Genomic DNA, 21,077 nt, shown 5'->3' with positions numbered 1-21,077 from the left:
AAACCTCTCTGTAGCAACAGGTCAGACCTCTTACAACTACGGAGCAGTTCATTATGATGGTTCTCAGTATCATCGCGACGATTGTGCTGATCGGCGCGCTTTTCTATCACCGCGTCTCGCTCGTTCTGAGCACGATTATTTTGCTGCTCTGGACCGCAGCGCTGTCGCTGGCCCATCTCTGGACACCGTGGCTGCTGCTGCCGCTGGCGATTATCCTGCTGCCGTTCAACCTGCCGACTATACGTCAAAGCCTGGTCTCGAAGTCGATGCTGCATACTTTTCAAAAAGTGATGCCGCCGATGTCACGCACCGAGAAAGAGGCGATCGATGCCGGCACGACCTGGTGGGAAGGCGATCTGTTTCGCGGCAAGCCGGACTGGGCAAAACTGCATAACTATCCGCAGCCGCATCTGACCCCCGATGAACAAGCTTTTCTCGACGGACCGGTTGAAGAAGCCTGCCGCATGGCGAATGATTTTCAGATCACTCATGAGTTAGCCGACCTGCCGCCGGAGCTTTGGGCTTATCTAAAAGAGCAGCGTTTCTTCGCCTTGATCATCAAAAAAGAGTATGGCGGCCTGGAATTCTCCGCTTATGCGCAGGCGCGGGTGCTGCAAAAACTGGCTGGCGTATCCGGCATTCTGGCGATCACCGTTGGCGTGCCGAACTCACTCGGGCCTGGGGAGCTGCTGCAACATTACGGTACCACTGAACAGAAAGATCGCTACCTGCCGCGCCTGGCGCGCGGCGAGGAGATCCCCTGCTTCGCCCTGACCAGCCCGGAAGCGGGTTCCGATGCCGGTGCGATTCCTGATACCGGCGTGGTCTGCATGGGCGACTGGCAGGGGCAGCAGGTGCTCGGTATGCGCCTGAGCTGGAATAAACGCTACATCACGCTGGCCCCTGTCGCGACGGTGCTTGGCCTGGCGTTCAAACTTTCCGATCCCGACCACCTGTTGGGCGAAGTGGAGGAGTTAGGGATTACCTGCGCCCTGATCCCTACCAGCACGCCAGGCGTGGAGATTGGCAAACGCCACTTCCCGCTTAACGTGCCCTTCCAGAACGGTCCGACGCGCGGCAAGGATATCTTTGTTCCCATCGATTACATTATCGGCGGTCCGCAGATGGCGGGTCAGGGCTGGCGTATGCTGGTGGAGTGCCTTTCTGTAGGTCGCGGCATTACCCTGCCCTCGAATTCCACCGGCAGCCTGAAATCGCTGGCGCTGGCGATTGGCGCTTATGCCCATATCCGCCGCCAGTTCAAAGTTTCCATCGGCAAGATGGAGGGAATCGAAGAGCCGCTGGCGCGCATTGCGGGCAACACCTATGTGATGGACGCGGCGGCGACCTTAATTACCACCGGCATTATGCAGGGAGAAAAACCTGCGGTGCTCTCGGCGATCGTGAAATATCACTGCACCCACCGCGGTCAGCGCGCCATTATCGATGCGATGGATATTGCTGGCGGCAAAGGCATTATGCTGGGTAAAAATAACTTTCTGGCCCGTGCCTATCAGGGCGCGCCTATCGCCATCACGGTTGAAGGTGCCAACATCCTGACGCGCAGCATGATTATCTTTGGTCAGGGGGCGATTCGTTGTCATCCCTATGTGCTGACGGAGATGGCGGCGGCGCAGAGCAACGATCTCACTGCTTTTGATCGCGCCCTGTTCAGCCATATCGGCCACGTCGGCAGCAATGCGGTGCGCAGCTTCTGGCTTGGGCTGACCAATGGCCGCACCAGCGCTTCACCGATGCGCGACGCCACGCATCGTTACTATCAGCAGCTCAACCGCATCAGCGCCAACCTCGCGCTGCTGGCGGATGTTTCGATGACGGTGCTGGGCGGCAGCCTGAAGCGTCGCGAACGCATGTCGGCACGCCTGGGCGACGTGCTGAGCCAGCTTTATCTCGCCTCCGCCGCGCTGAAGCGTTATGACGATGAGGGGCGCAACGAGGCGGATCTGCCGCTGCTGCATTGGGGCGTGCAGGACGCGCTGCATCAGGCGGAAGTGGCGATGGAGGAGCTGCTGCGTAACTTCCCGAACCGCCTGGTGGCCGGGCTGCTGCGCGTGACGATTTTTGCCGGAGGCAAACGCTGCGCCCCGCCTTCCGATCGTCTCGATCACCAGCTTGCGAAGCTGCTGCAGCTTCCGTCAGCAACCCGCACGCGTCTGGGGCGTGGTCAATACCTGACGCCGGGAGAAAATAATCCTGCCGGTCAGCTGGAGCAGGCGCTACAGGATGTGATGGCGGCAGAAACCATTCATCATCGTCTCTGCAAACAGCTGAACAAGCCTTTGCTGTTCACCCGGCTGGATGCCCTGGCGGAGCGCGCGCTGAAAGAGAACCTGATTAATCAGGAAGAGGCGAAAATCCTGACGCGCGCCGAGGTGAGCCGTCTGCGCGCGATTAACGTGGATGAATTTGAGCCGGAAGCGCTGGCGGTCAGCCCGCCGGATACCACGTCGCTGATGCCGCAGCGCACCGAGGCGGCCTGACAGAAAGAGAACCGGCGGAAAAATCCGCCGGTTTTATTGCTTCTCGCTTCAATCAGCAGGCGGCCAGATGACCGCCGCCAAAATCGGTAAAGTGCTGCTGCACGCTCTGCCAGCCAAGGGGTTTAATCGGATCAGGACGCTCCGGCAGCGCGCTAACGTTGCGGGGTTCCCGCTTACGCTCAACGTCCGGCATGGGCACGGCGCTGAGCAGATGCCGCGTATAGGGATGCTGCGGATGGTGCAGTACCCGGTCGCGCGGGCCGATCTCCACGATCTGTCCGCCAAACATCACTGCCACCCGATGGCAAATGCGCTCCACTACCGCCATATCATGAGAAATAAACAGGTAGCTAAGCTGGTACTGCTGGCGCAAATCCTCCAGCAGCGTCAGCACCTGCGCCTGCACTGAAACATCCAGCGCCGAAACCGATTCATCAGCGATAATCACTTTGGGATTCAGCGCCAGCGCGCGCGCAATACAGATACGCTGACGCTGGCCGCCGGAAAACTGGTGTGGATAACGCCGCATCGCTTCTGCCGGCAAGCCCACCTGCAGCAACAGCTGCGCGACCCGCTCCGCGCGCTGTGCGCCCGGCATCTTCTCATGAATCAGCAGCGGCTCGCCTACCAGATCGAAAATGGTTTTGCGCGGATTCAACGCCGCCCAGGGATCCTGGAACACCATCTGTAAATCGCGCCGTACCGCCCGCAGCGCCTCGCCCTGTAGCCCACGCAGCTCCTGCCCGCTAAGCTGCGCGCTGCCGCTAAAAGAGACCATATTCATCAGCGCCTTCGCCGTAGTGGATTTGCCGCAGCCGCTTTCGCCAACGATACCCAGCGTTTCGCCGGGAAAAAGATCAAAGCTGACGCGCTCCACCGCATGGATCTCACGGCGCACGCGCAGACCATCGCCGCGCACCGGAAAACGCACGCTGAGATCGCGGACGCAGAGCAGCGGCTGCGTCGCCGTAACCGGCATCAGCGCGGGCGCCTGTCCCAGCACCGGCACCGCCTGCAACAGCTTACGGGTATAAGAAGCCTGCGGCGCGGTAAACAATGTTTTTACCGGAGCATGTTCCATAATTTTGCCGTGGTTCATCACCATCACGTCATCTGCCATTTCCGCCACTACCCCCATATCATGGGTGATCAGCAGCAGGCTGGTGGAGAACGTCTGTTGCAGCTCACGCATCAAATCAAGGATCTGCGCCTGGATAGTGACATCCAGCGCAGTGGTCGGCTCATCGGCGATCAACACCTGCGGCTGACACAGCATCGCCATGGCAATCATCACCCGCTGGCGCATGCCGCCGGAAAGCTCGTGAGGATACTGTTGCAGCCGCTTCTCCACCTGGCTGATTTTTACCGCGTCCAGCATCGTCCGGACCCGGCTGCGCCGCTCACGGCGATCCAGCGCCTCGTGACGTTGCAGGGTCTCTTCCAGCTGCTGTCCCACCGTCATCAGCGGGTTGAGCGAGGTCATCGGCTCCTGAAAAATCATCGCGACCGACTTTCCGCGCAGCAGCTGCATCTGCCGCTCCGGCAGGCTGAGCAGATCCTGGTTATCAAAAACGATGGCGCCGTTTGGGATATGCGCCTCCGCAGGAAGCAGCCCCATGATCGCCAGCGAGGTCAGTGACTTGCCGCTGCCCGACTCGCCGGCGATACAGAGGGTTTTTCCCGGCCAGAGCGCAAAGCTGACGTCGTCCACTACCCGCTGCGCGCCAAACTCAACCGACAGGCGCTCAACCGAGAGGAGCGGCGCTGGAAGCGTTGCTGCTGACATAAGGCTCCCTAGTTAAACACGCTGTTGGGGAAGTAGAAGGAGACCACCCAGTTGGGCTGATCGACAATTTCACTGATGCGCAGATCGCCGCACACCGAGCAGAGCATATAGGCCTCTTCTGCCGACATGCCCTGCTCGCGGCACAGCGCATCGATGGTATAGCTCACCGCATCGCGGGCGGCAGTCATCAGATTGGGGCCAATGCCGGTAAAGGCGTTGTAGCCCTGCTGATCCAGATGACGGGTGACCGGGCCGGGGGTGGCGAAACGGGGGGTTTTCAGCGGCATATCCTTCACCACTTCCAGCTTCACCACCACATCCATCGCGCTTTCAATCGCCGTACCGCAGACTTCGCCATCGCCCTGCGCGGCGTGGGTATCGCCGATTGAAAACAGCGCCCCCTCCACTTCTACCGGCAGCCAGAGAGTACAGCCAGCGGCCAGATCGCGAATATCCAGATTGCCGCCCACCCGACGCGGCGGCACCACCGAATGATGGCCTGCGGCGGCGGGCGCGACGCCAATGGTGCCGGCAAAGGGCTTCAGCGGCACGCGACCATAGCGTCCAAAGGCGCAGGGAGCCAGGGTCTGGCTGTCATACTGCCAGAGCGTCAGCGCCGGATCGGGAAACTGATCGGCCAGCAGGCCGAAGCCGGGAATGCTGGCGGTCCAGCCAAAGCCGCTGGGACGGAAGGACTCCAGGGTCACTTTCAGCGTATCGCCCGGCTGCGCGCCTTCCACATAAACCGGGCCGCTTACCGGGTTCAGCTTATCAAAAGGCAGCGTATGGACATCCGCCGCCGTGGAGCTGGCGCTAAACCAGCCGTTGGACGCATCCAGACAGTGAAACTCCAGCTGACTGCCAGAGGCAACGCGCGCCGCCGGGGTAATGCTGTTATCCCAGCCGAAATGGTGCTGCGCATGATGAATGGTTTTAACCAGACAATTTTGACACATCTTTTTTACCCCTTAAGCAGCGGCATCGCCCCGGCGAACGCGACGCGATGCCGTCAGATTATTTCAGCCCGATATAGTCGTAGTTGACCGGCACATGCACCGGATCCACATAAAGCGCGTCCGCGCCGCCCATGCGCGCGGAGTGCACGGTGTAACGCTTCTCGTTGAAAACCGGCACCCAAGGTGCGTCATTCATCGCGGTGGTAAAGATTTTGCGCCAGGCCTCGATACGCGCGGTCTGCTGCTCAGGCTTCACCATGCTGTCCGCTTCCGCCGCCTGGGCGTCCAGCGTCTTGTTGCAGTAGCGCGCCCAGTTCCAGCCGCCCTCTGTCGCCCCCGCGCAGCCCAGAATCGGACCATAGAAGTTGGAAGGATCCGGGAAATCGGCGATCCACGCCATGCCGCCGGACCAGACCATCGGCGCCTGGCTGGCGGAGCCGCCTGCGGCAATCACGCTCGCCTGCGCCAGCGATTTAATGCTGGCGCGAATGCCCACTTTGGCCAGATCCTGCTGGATAGACTGAGCGATACGCGGCTGCGGATCGGTATTCATCACGTAGAGTTCGGTCTGGAAGCCGTTGGGAAAACCCGCCTCGCTGAGTAGCTGTTTGGCTTTTGCCGGATCGTAGCTGAAGCCCTGATAAGCCTTGTCATAGCCGGGCATCGCGGGCGGCAGCGGCTGGTTGGCGGGGGCCGCGCGTCCGTTGATAATGCGCACGATGCGATCTTTGTTCACCGCCATGTTTACCGCCTGGCGCACCTTGAGATTATCAAAGGGAGGCAGCGTGGTTTTCATCGTGACATAGCCGGTCTGCAACTGCTCCCCGGTGACCAGCAGGCCTTTATAGGTCGGATTGTTTTTAAACGGCAGGAACTGCGCGGGCGGCACGCCGTCACCGGCGATATCCACCTCGCCTTTCTCCAGCCGCAGCAGCGCGACCGAAGGATCCTGACCAATTTCAAAGGTAACGTGATCCAGCCGCGGCACGCCTGCCCTGAAGTAATTCGGGTTCTTGCGAAAGACGATCGTCTGTCCCAGCTTCCACTCCTGCAACTCAAAGGCGCCGCTGCCAACCGGATGTTTGCCAAAGTCAGCGCCCCACTTCTCTACCGCCTCGCGGGGAACCACGGAGGCGAAGTTCAGCGCCAGCACGTGCAGGAAAGTGGCGTTCGGGGCGTTCAGGGTGATCTTCACGGTATGATCGTCCACCACCTCGATGCCGCTCAGCGTGGTGGCTTTGCCGCTCGCCTCATCGTCATAACCGGCGATGGCGCTGAAGAATCCGGCGCCCGGACTTTGGGTTTTTGGATTTACCGTGCGCTCCAGGGAATATTTCACGTCTGCCGCCGTAACCTCACGGCCATTGTGAAATTTTACCCCTTTGCGCAACACAAAGGTGTAGACCTTGCCGTCAGCGGAAATGGTGTAGCTTTCCGCCAGATCGTTCACCAGTTCGGTAGTGCCGGGACGGTAATCCATCAGGCCATCAAACAGACTTTTGATCATCGACCAGTTTTGCCAGTCATAACCAATCGCCGGATCCAGCGTCGCCACGTCGTTCTGATAGGTCACAACAATATCGCCGCCGGTTTTCGTCTCGTCAGCCTGCGCGCCATAAGAGAAACAGGCCGTGGCCACCGCCAGCGTCAGTAACGCTTTTTTCATCATTTTCCCCTGCTACTTTTTGACATCAATGCGCGGATCGACCCACGGCAGCACCAGATCCGCAATAAGATTGCCGCCAACAATGGCAACCGCTGACACCGTGGTTACCCCGACAATCACCGGGATATCCACCTGTTGAATCGCCTGCCAGGCCAGCTGTCCGATGCCCGGCCAGCCAAACACCGACTCGACCACCACCAGCCCGCCCATAAAAATACCGATATCAATGCCTATCATGGGGATCAGCGGCAGCACGGCATTTGGCAGCACATGACGCAGCAGCACACGCGTCCGTCCCAATCCTTTCGCCCGCGCGGTGCGGATAAAATCCTGGTGCAGCACCTCAATCATCGACGAGCGCAACATCCGCGAATACCAGCCGCTGCCGAGCAGGCCAAGGGTTAACGCCGGTAGCGCCAGATGGCTGAAGCCGCCGTAACCGCCCATCGGAAACCAGTTGAGCACCACGGCGAACAGATAGAGAAACAGCATTGCGGCGATAAACTGCGGTGCCGAGACGCCGATAAAAGAGAGCGCCATCAGCAGCCGATCCGCCAGCCCGCCACGTTTCAGCGCCGCCAGGGTACCGAGGGTAATGCCCAGCACCAGCTCGCAGAGAATGCCCGCCGCCATCAGCTGCAGCGACGGCCCGATACGGGCGGAAACCAGCTCGCTCACTTCGCTGCGCTGAATAAAAGAGCGCCCGAGATCGCCATGCAGCAGCCCCACCAGGTAGCGGTAATATTGCTGATAAAACGGCAGATCCAGCCCCAGCTGATGGCGGATGCTTTCCACCACTTCCGGCGTGGCGCTGCGTCCGGCGATTTGTCGCGCCGGATCGGCGGGCAGCATAAACAGCAGCAGATAACAGATCAGCGTGACGCCGAGCAGGATCAGCACTGCATGTAACAGACGTTTTCCCAGAAACAGCATCAGCTTCTCCGCTTTAAGCCAGGGTCGAGGGCGTCGCGCAGGGCATCGCCAGCGATATTGAACGAGAGCGACAGCAGCACGATGGCCGCGCCGGGAAAGAACACCAGCCAGGGCGCCGAGGTAAAATAGGTCTGGCTTTCAAAGATAATGTTGCCCCAGCTTGGCGTTGGCGGCTGAACCCCTACTCCAAGAAACGAGAGAGTTGCCTCCAGCAAAACCGTGGTGGAGATCCCCAGCGTGGCCCAGACCAGCACCGTGGGCATCAGATGCGGAATGAGATGCACGCCGAGGATGCGCAAGGTTCCGGCTCCCAGAGTGCGCTCTACGGCGATAAAGTCGCGCGCGCTGAGCGCGCTGGTTTCGGCGTAGATCACTCTGGCAATCTGCACCCAGTTCACCATGGCGATCACCATCGCCACGATCCAGACGCTGGGCTGGAAAATCGCCGCCAGCGTAATCGCCAGCAGCAGCGCCGGAAACGCCATCATCAAATCGGTAAAACGCATCAGCAGACCACCGATACGTCCCTGCAGATAACCGGCGCTTAGCCCCACCACCACGCCCGTCAGCACCGCAATGCCGTTGGCGACCACGCCAATCAGCAGCGAGGTGCGCGCGCCGTAAACCAGCCGGGAGAAGAGATCGCGCCCCAGCAGATCGGTTCCCAGCCAGTAAGTGGCGTTGGGCGCGAGCGGCGCACCCTCCAGGCTCAGCCCCTCGACAAACTGTTCGTTGGGATCAAAAGGCGTGACCCAGGGCGCGAGCAGCGCGGCCAGCACCACCAGCAGGATAAACAGCAGCGAGACCAGCAGCGCAGGCCGCCGGAGTAAATAAAATATCCAGCTCATAACGATCGTCCTTGTGCGTCGGGCGCACTCTGTCGCAACCACTGCTCTGCGACCTGCGCCACAGGCTGGTTAGTGCGCATCGACTCAGTGCGCAGCCGCACCCAGGCCTGTTGCTCGTCAATGTTTTCCGCCAGCATCAGCGCAGCCAGCGCTCGGGTAATCTGCGGCGTCGCCGCCAGACGCTGGCGCAGCAGTTCCTGCTGCTGCTGGCTCTCATGCAGCTGCTGACGCAGTCCCACCGCCATCATCAGCGTGGTATAGATCGCCCGCTGCGTAATGGGTTTGGAGAGGATGGCCGTGGCCCCCAATGTCAGCGCGCGCTGCACCTGTGAAAGCCCTTCATGAGAGGTGAGTGCGATCACCGGTATCCCCGCCATATTGACCCGTTGCAGCGTCAGCGGGCTGGCGAACGCCTCCAGCTCCACCAGTACCGCGCAGGGCGTAAGCAAGGGTATGGCCTCATCCGCCGTCAGGTGATGCCAGCGAATACCCATGCGCGTCAGGTTTTTTTCCAGCGCTTCACGGCTCCTCGCTTCGCAATCCACCAGCAGGAGCGGCTGAGCATCAAAATCCGGGGACAGTAGCGTTTTCATTTCACAACCCTCAGGACAGCTCTGGCAGAATTCATCACAACCGTCTGGCTTTGACGCAGATCGGTTGCAGAAAGATAAGGATCGGGCATGACCGGCTGCGGCTCGCTATGCAGCAGCTGAAAGCACTCTTGCTCCAGCTCGGCGATATAGCAGGGCAAACAGGCGTGGTTGTTTTGCGCCAGAACTGAGCGCGCGCCCGGCGAGTGCGCGTCATACTGACGATGCAATGCCGTCAGCACCGCTTCCGGCTGGCTGTTGCTCGCCTGGCGCAGACTGTCGGCGAACAGCCTGACCGCCCGCCAGGCGCCAATGTAGTAATGCGAGATGCGCTGCGCGCCATGCAGACGGCGCTGCTGCGCGCAGAAATCGGGATCGACGCTTTCAAAAAACGGGCCGCAGGAGAGCAGACGCACCGCCCGTAACGGCGCGACCTCGGCTACTTCCGCCTCGGTAAAGTTACAGCTGAGCACCGCCAGCGTCCGCCCCAGGCGCATACAGGCGCCATCCAGCGCGCGCAGAAAGGCATACGAAGTTTCACCCACCAGGTTGTTAAGCACGAAGTCTGGCTCTGCGCTGAGAATCGCTTCTACCAACTCCGTCACGGCGCTGTTGCGCAGGTGCAGATATTTCTCCCCCACCACCCTGCCGCCGGAAGCCTCCACCACCTCGCGGGCGATGCGGTTGCTCTCCCAGCCCCAGACATAGTTAGAGCCGGTCAGCCAGGCACGCTGTCCAAACGTATCGAGCGCCAGCCGCAGTAAGGGCAGCAGGGTCTGATTGGGGCAGCCGCCGAGATAAACCACCTGCTCGCTGCTCTCGAATCCCTCGTAGGGGCAGCCGTACCAGAGCAGCAGGTTATGCTGCTCCAGGTCCGGGATAATTTCTTTACGGCTGGCGGAAGTAATGGTGCCGAAAATATGGCGGATGCCCTGATCGATAAAGGTACTCACTGCCTCGCTGTAGGCCGCCAGGTCGCCCGCCGGATTGATATGACGGGCCTGGAGCTGAAACGGATAAGCGGGATCGGCATTGATTTCCGCCAGCGCATGGCACGCGCCTGCCAGCGCGCTTTTCGCCATATGGCTATAGGTCCCTTCCGTTGAAAGCAGAATACCAATATCAATAACTTGCACGTGCGTTTTCTCTCCGCATAAAAAAAGCCCGATCGTCCTTAGCAGGACAATCAGGCTTCGTTACCTGTCGATATCAAATTGGATCAAGTCTTAAGGGTTACCCCGGCTTGTAGGTAACAGACATGAAAAATTCATGCCATCTTTACAGATTTGTTAAATCAGCAGGTTAGGCTGTGGCGTACAGAGGCGCTGCACTAACTTGATGCAGCGCGCCCCGATAAGGTGCAGGATTTTTAACCGTTCTGACGAATACGCGCGATGAGCGCGTCGATATCATCAATATACGGTGCGGCAATGATCAGAGTTTTGCCGAGCGTAATCGCGCTGCGAATGCATTCGGTGCGCATCGCTTCATCAGAAATATTCTTCATATCCGCGACGTGCGACATGCCAACGGTACGGCGAATCAGCTCGGTGCCGCAGTAGCCCACGCTGTCGATCCATACCTTGCGCAGAAATGTCTGTGCATACCCCGGATAAGCCAGCGCCACGTCAGTGGTTTTCTCTGCGGCAAGGGCAAGAAAGCGCGCGGCAAAAGTGTTCCAGACTTCTCGCACATCGTTCAGACGCAGTTCACGTCCCTCTGCCGCTTCGCGCGGGGCCAGCAAACCAGGCAGCGCGCAGTAGTTGATCAGCAGATTGCCCAGCGCGGTACCGACGTCAAAACCGATCGGGCCGAAGTAGCCGAATTCGGCATCAATCGCTTTCAGGCTGCCATCCGCGACGAAAATCGAGCCGCTATGGATATCGCCATGCAGCAGCGCTTCCGCATCGGCGAAGAAGCGATGTTTTAAACCCGCCACGGCAATTTTCAGCGGGTGATCGTGGCGCAGGCCCACCACCAGATCCTCCAGCGCCGCCGGATAGCTGTTGCGTTCATGCTCGATGTAGGGATCGTTAAAGAAGAGATCTTCAGTGATTTCACACAATTCAGGATTGATAAAGCGCGCGACTTCCGCTTTTTTGCGGTGCGGATGCAGACAAAAATCGGAGGTGTGAAACAGCGTCTGCGCCAGATATTCGCCCAGCTGACGCGCCGCCTGCGGATAATATGCGCCTTTCACCAGTTCGCCGCGCCAGATGCGGTGGCTGGAGAGATCTTCCATCACCATCACCGCCAGCTCCGCGTCGTAATGCGTAATCTTCACCGTATGCTGCGGACAATATTTGTAATGCTCGACCAGCACCTCTGCCTCAAGGCGGGCGCGATCCAGCGTCAGCGGCCAGGATTCGCCCACGCAGCGCACATAAGGCAGCGCCTGCTTGACGATAACGCGGCTCTGGCCCCGGTTATCGAAAATTTTAAACACCAGGTTAAGGTTGCCATCACCAATCTCTTCGGCGCTGACCAGCGCAGACGGATCGCCCACGCCGCCAAAACGTTTTGCATATTCCACAGCATCGGCAGCGGTGAACGTACGGTATTGCGACATTGCCTGTTCCTCGTGAATCTTCAGTAATAAGCCGTTCAGACGTCTATACTTCCGCTTCGCATGTTGGCACAATAACCGCTATTAACGCAACATGGATTTCAGCCACATGCAAACACTCCGCACTACCAGCTTACAGGTTCGTGACAATCAGCTCTGGATCCTTGATCAGCAGGCGCTGCCCCAGCAGAAAAATTGGCTGCCTGCGCACAGCGTGGCGGCGCTGGTGGATCATATTCATGCGTTACGCGTGCGTGGCGCGCCGCTGATTGGCCTTTCCGCCAGCCTGCTGCTGGCGCTGCTGGCGGAGAGCGGCATGCCGCAGCATGAACTGGCAGAAGCGCTGGAAACCCTGCGCGCCGCGCGTCCCACGGCGGTGAACCTGATGAATAATCTTGACAGGATGAAGCAGGCGCTGGCGCAGGCGCAGTTTGTTACTGCGCTGAGTTGTGAAGCGCTGCGTCTGGTGGAAGAAGATAAAAAGCTGTGCGACAGCATCGCCACGGCGGGCAGCGCGCTGGTGACGCCGGGCAGCCAGATTCTGACGCACTGCAACACCGGCGGGCTGGCGACCGCAGGCGTCGGCACCGCGCTCGGCGTGATTGCGCATGCTTATCGGCAGGGCAAGGTGAAAAATGTCTGGGTGGATGAGACGCGTCCGCTGTTGCAGGGCGGTCGTCTTACCGCCTGGGAGCTGGGCGAGCTGGGCGTTCCTTATCAGCTGATCACCGACTCCATGGCCGCCAGTTTAATGGCGCGTAAACAGGTGGATGCCATTTGGGCCGGCGCGGACCGCATTGCCGCCAACGGCGACGTGGCGAATAAGATCGGCACCTACAGCCTGGCGGTGCTGGCGCACTATCACGACATTCCTTTTTATGTTGCTGCCCCGCACACTACGCTGGATGCGCACTGCCCCAACGGCGATGCGATTCCAATTGAGCAGCGCGCCGCCAGCGAAGTCACCGGCGTAGCGGGCAGCTTCGGCAGCGTGCAGTGGGCGCCGACAGATGCGCAGGTTTATAACCCGGCGTTCGACGTCACGCCCACCGCGCTGATCAGCGCCTGGGTGCTGGATACCGGGGTGGTGACGCCTGAACGGGTAAAGGCCGGGGTATTTCAACCAAGGTAAAGGGGTGGCGGGAAGTCGGATACGGGCTTCCCGCAATAGAGCCATAATAACATTGAATAACCGACAAAAATTACTGTTCAAACGGCTTCAGCGGAATACGATAAGCATTTCCACTAATAATTTGAAAACCAATAATTATCCGCCGCGTATTCAATTGATTTGGTTTTCTCTGTTTTGGCGCTAATACGTAATCCACCACAAATTCTTTGTGCTCAGTAAAAGGATAAAACGCAGAGGGAATACATAGCTCCCCATTTTTACTATCCAGATCGGGTTTGTCTTTGTACCACCGCTGTTCTTCCGCTGCGCCTTTGGGGGCGATACTGATAATAACCAGCTGATAATCTTTGGCATCCTTAACCTGGAAGCAAACGCCGTTTGGTGTTGCACTGACGCTGGCGTTTTCTGGTGGTGTCAGGCGATCTCCATAAGGACAGCCCGCCACTAGCAGAACAGATAAAAGGGAAAAAACAGTATTGAATTTTAAAGGTTTCATTAAGGGAAATCCTTTAAGGTATATTCATAAGATGGTCTGATAATGCCTTCGCCATAAACCATCTCATTATTACAATGTTCCGTAATAAATATTCTTATTTCTGGCTCAGCGATATAATATATCAAAGAGAACGTAACAAGAGGCAATCTGTTTTTTACCGGAGCGCACATAAAAAACGCCGCCACAGGCGGAAAGCTATTATACTGAATAGTTATTTACATAATATAAAGCGGTGATTTTATCGCTGGTGCGAAGTGGCCGCGAAGGCTGGCCGGAAAAGAGAAAATGGGCGGCGCGCAGCCGCCCGGAAATAATCTATTTTCTCAGGGCAAACGCGGATAGGCATCGGCGATCTTATCGCCGGTAAATTTCGCCACCCACCCTTCCTGATTATCGAAAATACGGATAGCGGTAAAGTGCGGTGACGATCCCATATCAAACCAGTGCGGCGTACCGGCAGGCACGGAAATCAGATCGTTCTTCTCACACAAAATTTGATAAACCTGTCCGTCGAGATGCAGGCAAAAAAGCCCCGCGCCTTCCACAAAGAAACGCACTTCATCTTCGCCGTGGGTATGCTCGGAAAGAAACTTCTCGCGCAGCACCTCTTTCTGCGGATTATCGCCACGCATGCTGATCACATCCCAGCTCTGATAGCCCTTCTCCGCCACCAGACGATCGATCGCGTGCTGGTACGCATGAATCACCGTTTCAGCATCAGGACTCTCGCCCAAATCGCGATCCGCTTCCCAGCGTTCAAAGCGTACGTTCTTGGCGTTCAACCGCTTCTGGATCGCCTCTGCATCGGTACTGTGCCACACCGGCTGACTCGCTTCGGTGTCGGTAAAAATAGTCAGCTCACTCATCCTAAATGGTCTCCGGGTTAATCTGGGCAAAATGGGTAACCTGACGATGTCGGCTTTCCGTATCCGCTTCGCCTCGAATCAACTGCACGGTATGCCAACCCGCTTCCGCCGCCGCATCCAGCTCCTGATGAATATCGGAGAGGAACAGTAACGCATCCGCAGGCAGGCCAATCTGGTCGGCAATGTTGCGATAGGAACTCACTTCACGCTTCGCGCCCACATGGGTATCGAAATACCCGCTGAACAGTCCGGTGATATCTCCTGCTTCGCTGTAACCAAATAATAGTTTTTGCGCGGCAACAGAGCCAGATGAATAAACAAACAGCCCGATACCCTGCTGTTGCCACTGCTGCAATGTCGGCAACACATCGGGATAGAGGTGCCCTTTAAAGCTGCCGTTCAGATAGCCGTCGCGCCAGATCATCCCCTGCAATGCCTTCAGGCCGGTGGATTTGCGGTCCTGATCCATATAGCTATAGAGGATCTCAACCAGATCGTTGAGATCGGCGTCGGGTCGTTCGGCCTCAGCGCGCACCGCCGCCAGCGCCGATGCGACCATGGGATCGGCCTGTTCGCGTTCAATAAAATGGGTCAGATGTTCGCGCGCATAGGGAAACAGCACGTTATGCACAAAGCGAATGTCGCTGGTCGTGCCTTCAATATCGGTAACAATGGCGCGGATCATTTTGCCTCCAGCAGGCGACGTTGCAGTTCACACTCAAAAAGAAATTCCAGCCCTTCCAGATGGCGGCGCGCTTCGCTAACATCGCGGCCCCAGCAGGTCAGCCCGTGGCCGCGCAGCAGAAAGCCGTAGTTCAGCGGCTGTTCACGCGCATAGCTTTCGATACGACTCACCAGCGCGGCGATATCCTGATGGTTTTCAAACAGCGCGATCGGCACAGTATTGATGTGCGTCTGCTGACCGGCGAGCGTTTTCTGCATCTCATAACCGCTAAGCAGCAGCGCGTTCCCTTTCTCCACGCGCGACAGCACGGTTGAGTTTACCGTATGGGTGTGCAACACCGCGCCCGCTTCCGGAAACAGGCGATAAATCAGGGTATGCAGGCCGGTTTCCGCAGAAGGTTTTCTTCCGGAAGGCACATGACTGGTGGCGATTTCCACCTGAATAAAGTCATCGCGCGTCAGGCTGCCTTTATCCTTGCCCGATTCGCTGAGCAGGCAGTAGCGCGCATCCTGGCGCACCGACATATTCCCGCCGGTGGCAGGCGCCCAGCCTTTGGCACCAATCCAGTGGCAGGCCGCCACCAGCTGGTCAAGAGGAAGAAAATCAATCATAGCGTGTTGATATCCCGCACTGTAGGGTTTAGACGTCTAAGCGTCTCGATTGCCAAATATTAACATCCTGTTTATAGTGGCAGCAACAAAGGGTTAAACATGCGCCAACATTCGCGCTTAAGGTCAGAGGTCCATGACGCAGCACAACCTGATTCCCGAGAGCAAATTGCCTGCGCTCGGCACCACCATTTTTACTCAGATGAGCGCTCTGGCGCAGCAGCATAACGCCATTAACCTTTCCCAGGGCTTTCCCGACTTTGACGGTCCGCGCTATTTGCAGGAGCGCCTGGCGTATCACGTCAGCCAGGGCGCTAATCAGTATGCGCCGATGACCGGCGCGCTGGCGCTGCGTGAAGCGATCGCCGCCAAAACCGCCGAGCTTTATCACCATACGCCGGACGTCAACAGCGACATCACCGTCACCGCCGGGGCAACAGAAGCACTCTATGCCGCGATCACCGCCCTGGTGCGCAGCGGCGATGAGGTGATCTGTTTCGATCCCAGCTATGACAGCTACGCCCCGGCGGTAGAACTGGCGGGCGGCGTGCTGAAACGCATCGCCCTGCAGCCGCCGGGCTTTCGCGTTGACTGGACGGCGTTTCGCCGCCTGCTGTCGGATAAAACCCGTCTGGTGATCCTCAATACGCCACATAATCCCTCCGCCACCGTCTGGCGCAAAAGCGACTATGCCGAACTCTGGCAGGCGATCGCTGAACAGGAAATCTATGTGCTGAGCGATGAGGTGTACGAGCACATCTGTTTTGCTGAAGAAGGCCATGCCAGCGTATTGGCTCACCCACTGCTGCGCGAGCGCGCTATCGCCGTCTCTTCCTTCGGTAAAACTTTCCATATGACCGGCTGGAAAGTGGGTTATTGCGTGGCGCCCGCCGCCATCAGCGCGGAAATCCGCAAGGTGCATCAGTATCTGACCTTTTCAGTCAACACCCCGGCCCAGCTGGCGATTGCCGATATGCTGCGCGCCGAGCCGGAGCATTACCGCGAGCTGCCCGATTTCTATCGCGCACGCCGTGACCGTTTAGTGCAGGCGCTGGCGAAAAGCCGTTTCAGGGTGCTGCCCTGTGAAGGCACCTATTTTCTGCTGGCGGACTACAGCGCCATCTCCGATCTGGATGATGTCAGCTTCTGCCAGTGGCTGACCAAAGAGGTGGGCGTGGCGGCGATTCCGCTGTCGGTGTTCTGCGCCGATCCTTTCCCGCATAAGCTGATTCGCCTCTGCTTTGCCAAACAGGAAGCGACGCTGGACGCCGCTGCGGAGCGCTTATGTCAACTTTGAAAATTACCGTTTTGCAGGAAACCCTGAGCTGGATGGATGGCGAAGCGAACCTGCGCCACTTTGATCAGGTGCTGGCCGATCTGCACGGACGCGATCTGATTCTGTTGCCGGAGATGTTTACCACCGGCTTCGCCATGGAGGCGGCCAAAAGTTCGCTGCCGCAGGCGCAGGTAGTGGAGTGGCTGCACGGCCATGCCCGTGCCCTTGATGCGCTGGTAGGCGGCAGCGCGGCGATCCAGACGGAAAAAGGCGCGGTAAACCGTTTCCTGCTGGTAGAGCCGGACGGCACGCTGCATCAGTACGATAAACGTCACCTGTTCCGCATGGCCGATGAGCATCATCACTATCTGCCGGGCGAGCAGCGCGCGGTGTTCAGCTGGCGCGGCTGGCGCATTCTGCCGCAGATCTGTTATGACCTGCGTTTTCCGGTGTTCGCCCGCAACCGCAACGATTACGATCTGGCGCTCTATGTGGCTAACTGGCCCGCGCCGCGCGCGCATCACTGGCAGGCGTTGCTGATGGCGCGCGCCATCGAAAATCAGGTCTACGTGGCGGGCTGCAACCGCGTCGGTGAAGATGGCAATCAGCACCGCTACAGCGGCGACAGCCGGATTATCAGCCCGCAGGGCGAGATCCTGAGCCAAGCCGAGCCGTTTCAGCCAGCACGGCTGGATGCGGAGCTTTCGCTGGATGAACTGAACGCGTACCGGGAAAGATTCCCGGCCTGGCGCGATGCGGATGAGTTTTCATTCTGAACCATGAAAAAGGCCACACGGGTGGCCTGTTTTTTTCAGCTTCCGCGATAGGTTGACCACGACCAGGGAGAGATCAGAAACGGCAGATGATAATGGCTGCCCGCTTCGGCAATGACAAAATCGATCTGGGCGCTGACGTAAAGCGCATCGCGCCCGGCGGCGGCAAAGTAATCGCCAATCTCCGCCACCAGCCGGTAATGGCCCGGGGTTAACGGCTCCGGCGTCAGCTCTTTCACTCGTCCCTCCAGGTCCGTCTTGCCCACCGCCACCGGCAGCCAGCCCTCGGTGCTGTTCTGCTCCAGCGACACCGCCACGCCAGTGGCGGGCTTGCCCAGCGCGGTATCGAGAATATGCGTCGTAATCGTGCTCATTCCATCGTCTCCTTCAGGCGTAGCAAAGTAATTTCCCGCAGCTGGCTCAGCGCCTCCTGCTGCTCACTCTGTTCATCATTGTTAAGCCGACGCCGCAATTCCGCCAGCATCTCTTCGCCGCTGCGCCCTTTAGCGCGAATCAGGAACACGCGGCCAAAACGCTGCTCATACTCATGGTTGCCCTGCAACATCGCCTGTTTCAGCGCGCTGTCCGCCTGCTGCATGGCGGACTGCTCATTGCGCGACAGCCTGGCCTCTTTATCCGCGCCGCTGGCCCTCTCGCCAATGCGCGGATGCGCCGCCAGCGCCTGATTAAGCTCTGCCGCCTGCCACCCCTGCGCCAGCCGATCCGCCTCCGCCAGCAGCGCGGCGGTGGAAGCAAACGGGCGCGCCTGTATCAGCCCACGCCGCCAGTCCGCTATCGCTACGCAGTGAGCAATCACGGCTTCCGCCTCGTCAACGGAGAGCTGATTAAAACCATCGATATCCATACGCAAACTCCCTGCTGTTACCGTTGTGCGATATCGCAAACCGCCTGCAGATACGCCTGTACCCCTTTCGCCACGTCCGCTTCCATCACAGACTCCGCCGGATGATGGCTGATGCCGCGATCGCAGCGCACAAACAGCATGCCGACCGGCCAGCGTTCGGCGATGGCGATGGCGTCGTGACCGGCGCCGCTCGGCAATGCCAGGCTGCGCCCCTGCACATTTTCCACCGCCGCCGACAGCGCCTGCTGCAAACTGGCGTCGCAGGCGGTCGCATTGATGCGGTAATACTCTTCAGCCTGAAAGCGCAGACCACGACGCAGCGCGATCGCCTCCGCCTGGGTAAGCAGGGTTGAGAGCAACGCCTCCAGCGGCGCATCTTCAGGGCTACGCACGTCCAGGCTGAATTTTACCTCGCCGGGGATCACATTCACCGCGCCCGGCGCGCAGTGCAGCGTGCCGACGGTAGCCACCAGCTGCGGACCATGCTCACGTGTGGTCTGCTCAACAAACACCATCCACTCGGCGGCGGCGGCCAGCGCATCTTTTCGATGCGTCATCGGCACCGTACCGGCGTGGCCCGCTTCGCCGCTGAAGCAGCAGTCAAGCCGACGCGCGCCGTTGATCGCCGTCACCACGCCCAGCGCCAGATCTTCCTGTTCCAGGCAGGGTCCCTGTTCGATATGCAGTTCCAGATAGGCGACGATATCGCTTACCTGACGCGCCGCCGTGGCGATTTTGGTTGCGTCGAGGCCGACGTCCGCCATCGCCTGCGCCACGGTAATGCCGTTGCCGTCGGGATGGGTGATCCAGCTCTGCGGCCAGCTGCCGGTAATGCCGCGGCTGCCAAGCAGCGTGATGCCGAAGCGCGTACCCTCCTCATCGCCAAAGCCGACAATCTCCACCGCCAGCGGCAGGCGCAGATCGTGCTGATGCAGCCACTGTACGGTTTCGATGGCGCTCAGCACGCCCAGCATGCCGTCATAGCGTCCGGCGTTGCGTACGGTGTCGAGATGGGAGCCGAGCAGCAGCGCCGGGGCGTTGGCTTCACGCCCTTCATAGCGTCCACAGATGTTGCCGACTGCATCCTGCCAGACGCGCATGCCGGCGGCGGCCATCCACTCGCCCACCAGCGCGTTGGCGCGCATCTGTTCCGGCGACAGATAGACGCGCATCAGCCCGTCAGGGGTTTCGCTGATCTCCGCCAGCGCATCGCAACGCGTCATCACGCGTGCGGCAGCCGCCTGAGCCTCGCTGAGGGTCATCAGGCTTTCATTCATGCGCGACTCCCATTGGCGTAATGGTCCCAGGCCGCCTGCATCGCCGCGCCCTGCGTGGAGCGGAAGCCGACGTGATTGAGCACCGCCTCCAGCGCCGCCAGGGTTTGCAGCACGCAATCTTTACGCGCGTTGTAGCCCATGGTGCCGATGCGCCATACCTTGCCGTGCAGCGGGCCAAAGGAGGTACCGATCTCGATGCCAAAATCTTCCAGCATCAGTTTGCGCACCTGGTCGCCGTTCACGCCCTGCGGGATTATCACACCCAGCACGTTGTTCATTTTGTGTTTCAGGTCGCCGAAGGTCTCCAGTCCCATGCCCTGAATGCCTTTCAGCAGCGCCTCGCCGTGCAGCTGATGGCGGGCGATGCCGTTATCCAGCCCTTCCTGCAGGATCAGGCGCGCGCACTCGCGGGCGCCGAACAGCGCCGTGGTCGCTTCGGTATGGTGATTGAGGCGCTCCGGCCCCCAGTAATCCATTACCATGCCGAGGTCGAAATAGTTGGAGTAGATCATCTCATCGTCGCCATCCTGATGCTCGGCGGTGCGAATCCCCTCCTCCACGCATTTGCGTTTGCGGATCACCGCTTCCATTTGCGGACTCAGGGTAATCGGCGAGGTACCGGACGGGCCACCCAGGCATTTCTGCATCCCGGCGGAGACCGCATCCAGCCCCCAGGCGTCGGTTTCCAGCGCGTTGCCGCCCAGCGACGCGGTTGCGTCGGTGTAAAACAGCACGCCATGCTGTTTACAGATGGCGCCCAGCTCCGCCAGCGGCTGCAACATGGTGGTCGAGGTATCGCCCTGCACCGTGAGCAGCAGACGCGGCTTCACTTTTTTGATCGCATCTTCCACCTGATCCGGCGTAAACACCTCGCCCCAGGGCACCTCGATGGTATGCACTTCCGCGCGGCAGCGACGGGCGATTTCACACAGCAGATGACCAAAGCGTCCGAATACCGGCACCAGCACCCTGTCGCCTGGCCGGATCGCCGACAGCAGGATCGCCTCAATCCCGGCGCGCGAGGTGCCGTCAACCAGCATCGTCCAGCGGTTCGCGGTACGAAACACGCCGCGATAAAGCGCCATCACCTCATTCATGTAATGGGTCATCGCCGGATCGTACTGGCCAATCAGCTGGCTCGACATGGCGCGCAGCACGCGCGGATCGGCGTTGATCGGGCCCGGCCCCATCAGCAGACGCTGTGGCGGATTGATTTGCGGGTATTGGGTAATGTCCATGATGAATTCCTTGTT

Annotated in this window: 20 protein-coding genes; 4 read left to right on the top strand and 16 right to left on the bottom strand. The window is 59.3% G+C overall.

Annotated elements, in window-relative coordinates; translation table 11 throughout:
* The first annotated feature begins 53 nt into the window (after positions 1-53).
* On the top strand, positions 54-2,501 hold the full coding sequence (fadE, locus tag ABU178_RS05065) for an acyl-CoA dehydrogenase FadE (protein ID WP_397212616.1): 2,448 nt from the start codon (positions 54-56) through the stop codon (positions 2,499-2,501).
* Positions 2,502-2,553: 52 nt separating this feature from the next.
* Here fadE and ABU178_RS05060 read toward each other — a convergent pair whose 3' ends face one another.
* From ABU178_RS05060 to mtnK, 8 genes are all read right to left on the bottom strand, one after another.
* Positions 2,554-4,287, bottom strand: a complete 1,734-nt coding sequence (locus ABU178_RS05060) for an ABC transporter ATP-binding protein (RefSeq protein WP_397212614.1) — start codon at positions 4,285-4,287, stop codon at positions 2,554-2,556.
* 8 nt (positions 4,288-4,295) lie between these two features.
* A complete protein-coding gene (locus ABU178_RS05055; protein ID WP_397212612.1) occupies positions 4,296-5,243 on the bottom strand; it encodes an acetamidase/formamidase family protein in 948 nt (315 codons plus the stop codon).
* A gap of 58 nt (positions 5,244-5,301) precedes the next feature.
* Positions 5,302-6,909, bottom strand: a complete 1,608-nt coding sequence (locus tag ABU178_RS05050; RefSeq protein WP_397212610.1) for an ABC transporter substrate-binding protein — start codon at positions 6,907-6,909, stop codon at positions 5,302-5,304.
* Between the two features lie 12 nt (positions 6,910-6,921).
* On the bottom strand, positions 6,922-7,842 hold the full coding sequence (locus ABU178_RS05045) for an ABC transporter permease (RefSeq protein ID WP_397212608.1): 921 nt from the start codon (positions 7,840-7,842) through the stop codon (positions 6,922-6,924).
* Positions 7,842-8,690: an ABC transporter permease gene (locus tag ABU178_RS05040; RefSeq protein ID WP_397212606.1), complete on the bottom strand. Its 849-nt coding sequence runs from the start codon at positions 8,688-8,690 to the stop codon at positions 7,842-7,844. The genes ABU178_RS05045 and ABU178_RS05040 overlap by 1 nt, the downstream gene beginning before the upstream one ends.
* Positions 8,687-9,283, bottom strand: a complete 597-nt coding sequence (locus ABU178_RS05035) for an ANTAR domain-containing response regulator (protein WP_397212604.1) — start codon at positions 9,281-9,283, stop codon at positions 8,687-8,689. Before ABU178_RS05035 ends, ABU178_RS05040 begins: the two co-directional genes overlap by 4 nt.
* Positions 9,280-10,416, bottom strand: coding sequence for a transporter substrate-binding protein (locus ABU178_RS05030; protein ID WP_397212602.1), 1,137 nt, complete (start codon positions 10,414-10,416; stop codon positions 9,280-9,282). Before ABU178_RS05030 ends, ABU178_RS05035 begins: the two co-directional genes overlap by 4 nt.
* Positions 10,417-10,649: 233 nt before the next feature.
* The gene (mtnK, locus tag ABU178_RS05025) at positions 10,650-11,849 is read right to left on the bottom strand and encodes an S-methyl-5-thioribose kinase (protein WP_397212600.1); all 1,200 of its coding nucleotides are present in this window, start codon (positions 11,847-11,849) and stop codon (positions 10,650-10,652) included.
* A 106-nt stretch (positions 11,850-11,955) separates the two neighbouring features.
* Here mtnK and mtnA point away from each other — a divergent pair, with 106 nt between their 5' ends.
* Entirely contained in the window at positions 11,956-12,978 is a 1,023-nt protein-coding gene (gene mtnA, locus ABU178_RS05020; protein ID WP_397212598.1) for an S-methyl-5-thioribose-1-phosphate isomerase, read from the top strand.
* Positions 12,979-13,048: 70 nt separating this feature from the next.
* Here the strand turns inward: mtnA and ABU178_RS05015 are convergent, their stop codons facing one another.
* From ABU178_RS05015 to ABU178_RS05000, 4 genes are all read right to left on the bottom strand, one after another.
* A complete protein-coding gene (locus tag ABU178_RS05015) occupies positions 13,049-13,474 on the bottom strand; it encodes a putative T6SS immunity periplasmic lipoprotein (RefSeq protein ID WP_397212596.1) in 426 nt (141 codons plus the stop codon).
* 323 nt (positions 13,475-13,797) lie between these two features.
* Positions 13,798-14,340, bottom strand: a complete 543-nt coding sequence (locus ABU178_RS05010; protein WP_397212594.1) for a 1,2-dihydroxy-3-keto-5-methylthiopentene dioxygenase — start codon at positions 14,338-14,340, stop codon at positions 13,798-13,800.
* A 1-nt stretch (position 14,341) separates the two neighbouring features.
* The gene (gene mtnC / locus ABU178_RS05005; RefSeq protein WP_397212592.1) at positions 14,342-15,025 is read right to left on the bottom strand and encodes an acireductone synthase; all 684 of its coding nucleotides are present in this window, start codon (positions 15,023-15,025) and stop codon (positions 14,342-14,344) included.
* The gene (locus ABU178_RS05000) at positions 15,022-15,636 is read right to left on the bottom strand and encodes a methylthioribulose 1-phosphate dehydratase (RefSeq protein ID WP_397212590.1); all 615 of its coding nucleotides are present in this window, start codon (positions 15,634-15,636) and stop codon (positions 15,022-15,024) included. The genes mtnC and ABU178_RS05000 overlap by 4 nt, the downstream gene beginning before the upstream one ends.
* A 133-nt stretch (positions 15,637-15,769) precedes the next feature.
* Between ABU178_RS05000 and ABU178_RS04995 the strand changes: the two genes are divergently transcribed.
* Positions 15,770-16,930 (top strand): pyridoxal phosphate-dependent aminotransferase, encoded by a 1,161-nt coding sequence (locus ABU178_RS04995; RefSeq protein WP_397212588.1) that lies wholly within the window; start codon positions 15,770-15,772, stop codon positions 16,928-16,930.
* Positions 16,918-17,685 carry an amidohydrolase gene (locus tag ABU178_RS04990; RefSeq protein WP_397212586.1) on the top strand — a complete coding sequence of 256 codons (768 nt, stop codon included), beginning with the start codon at positions 16,918-16,920 and terminating at the stop codon, positions 17,683-17,685. Before ABU178_RS04995 ends, ABU178_RS04990 begins: the two co-directional genes overlap by 13 nt.
* 35 nt (positions 17,686-17,720) lie before the next feature.
* Here ABU178_RS04990 and uraH read toward each other — a convergent pair whose 3' ends face one another.
* Genes uraH through ABU178_RS04970 form a run of 4 tightly spaced genes read right to left on the bottom strand, consistent with a single transcriptional unit; the run spans position 17,721 to position 21,062 of the window.
* On the bottom strand, positions 17,721-18,056 hold the full coding sequence (uraH, locus tag ABU178_RS04985) for a hydroxyisourate hydrolase (RefSeq protein ID WP_397212584.1): 336 nt from the start codon (positions 18,054-18,056) through the stop codon (positions 17,721-17,723).
* Positions 18,053-18,547, bottom strand: a complete 495-nt coding sequence (uraD, locus tag ABU178_RS04980) for a 2-oxo-4-hydroxy-4-carboxy-5-ureidoimidazoline decarboxylase (protein ID WP_397212582.1) — start codon at positions 18,545-18,547, stop codon at positions 18,053-18,055. The genes uraH and uraD overlap by 4 nt, the downstream gene beginning before the upstream one ends.
* A gap of 17 nt (positions 18,548-18,564) precedes the next feature.
* Positions 18,565-19,824 (bottom strand): allantoate amidohydrolase, encoded by a 1,260-nt coding sequence (gene hpxK / locus ABU178_RS04975; RefSeq protein WP_397212580.1) that lies wholly within the window; start codon positions 19,822-19,824, stop codon positions 18,565-18,567.
* Complete coding sequence (locus ABU178_RS04970) at positions 19,821-21,062, bottom strand: pyridoxal-phosphate-dependent aminotransferase family protein (protein WP_397212578.1); 1,242 nt, start codon at positions 21,060-21,062, stop codon at positions 19,821-19,823. Before ABU178_RS04970 ends, hpxK begins: the two co-directional genes overlap by 4 nt.
* Between the last annotated feature and the right edge of the window lie 15 nt (positions 21,063-21,077).

It is taken from the genome of Pantoea osteomyelitidis, assembly GCF_044342975.1.
GTDB lineage: Bacteria > Pseudomonadota > Gammaproteobacteria > Enterobacterales > Enterobacteriaceae > Pantoea > Pantoea osteomyelitidis.
The sequence above is the reverse complement of the archived record's forward strand: the minus strand, read 5'-3'. Positions and strand labels throughout refer to the sequence as shown.

Excerpts from the sequence above, each read along its gene's own strand:
- fadE (WP_397212616.1), top strand. The coding sequence starts at position 54 with ATGATGGTTCTCAGTATCATCGCGACGATTGTGCTGATCGGCGCGCTT.
- ABU178_RS05060 (WP_397212614.1), bottom strand. The coding sequence starts at position 4,287 with ATGTCAGCAGCAACGCTTCCAGCGCCGCTCCTCTCGGTTGAGCGCCTG.
- ABU178_RS05055 (WP_397212612.1), bottom strand. The coding sequence starts at position 5,243 with ATGTGTCAAAATTGTCTGGTTAAAACCATTCATCATGCGCAGCACCAT.
- ABU178_RS05050 (WP_397212610.1), bottom strand. The coding sequence starts at position 6,909 with ATGAAAAAAGCGTTACTGACGCTGGCGGTGGCCACGGCCTGTTTCTCT.
- ABU178_RS05045 (WP_397212608.1), bottom strand. The coding sequence starts at position 7,842 with ATGCTGTTTCTGGGAAAACGTCTGTTACATGCAGTGCTGATCCTGCTC.
- ABU178_RS05040 (WP_397212606.1), bottom strand. The coding sequence starts at position 8,690 with ATGAGCTGGATATTTTATTTACTCCGGCGGCCTGCGCTGCTGGTCTCG.
- ABU178_RS05035 (WP_397212604.1), bottom strand. The coding sequence starts at position 9,283 with ATGAAAACGCTACTGTCCCCGGATTTTGATGCTCAGCCGCTCCTGCTG.
- mtnK (WP_397212600.1), bottom strand. The coding sequence starts at position 11,849 with ATGTCGCAATACCGTACGTTCACCGCTGCCGATGCTGTGGAATATGCA.
- mtnA (WP_397212598.1), top strand. The coding sequence starts at position 11,956 with ATGCAAACACTCCGCACTACCAGCTTACAGGTTCGTGACAATCAGCTC.
- ABU178_RS05015 (WP_397212596.1), bottom strand. The coding sequence starts at position 13,474 with ATGAAACCTTTAAAATTCAATACTGTTTTTTCCCTTTTATCTGTTCTG.
- ABU178_RS05010 (WP_397212594.1), bottom strand. The coding sequence starts at position 14,340 with ATGAGTGAGCTGACTATTTTTACCGACACCGAAGCGAGTCAGCCGGTG.
- mtnC (WP_397212592.1), bottom strand. The coding sequence starts at position 15,025 with ATGATCCGCGCCATTGTTACCGATATTGAAGGCACGACCAGCGACATT.
- ABU178_RS05000 (WP_397212590.1), bottom strand. The coding sequence starts at position 15,636 with ATGATTGATTTTCTTCCTCTTGACCAGCTGGTGGCGGCCTGCCACTGG.
- ABU178_RS04995 (WP_397212588.1), top strand. The coding sequence starts at position 15,770 with ATGACGCAGCACAACCTGATTCCCGAGAGCAAATTGCCTGCGCTCGGC.
- ABU178_RS04990 (WP_397212586.1), top strand. The coding sequence starts at position 16,918 with ATGTCAACTTTGAAAATTACCGTTTTGCAGGAAACCCTGAGCTGGATG.
- uraH (WP_397212584.1), bottom strand. The coding sequence starts at position 18,056 with ATGAGCACGATTACGACGCATATTCTCGATACCGCGCTGGGCAAGCCC.
- uraD (WP_397212582.1), bottom strand. The coding sequence starts at position 18,547 with ATGGATATCGATGGTTTTAATCAGCTCTCCGTTGACGAGGCGGAAGCC.
- hpxK (WP_397212580.1), bottom strand. The coding sequence starts at position 19,824 with ATGAATGAAAGCCTGATGACCCTCAGCGAGGCTCAGGCGGCTGCCGCA.
- ABU178_RS04970 (WP_397212578.1), bottom strand. The coding sequence starts at position 21,062 with ATGGACATTACCCAATACCCGCAAATCAATCCGCCACAGCGTCTGCTG.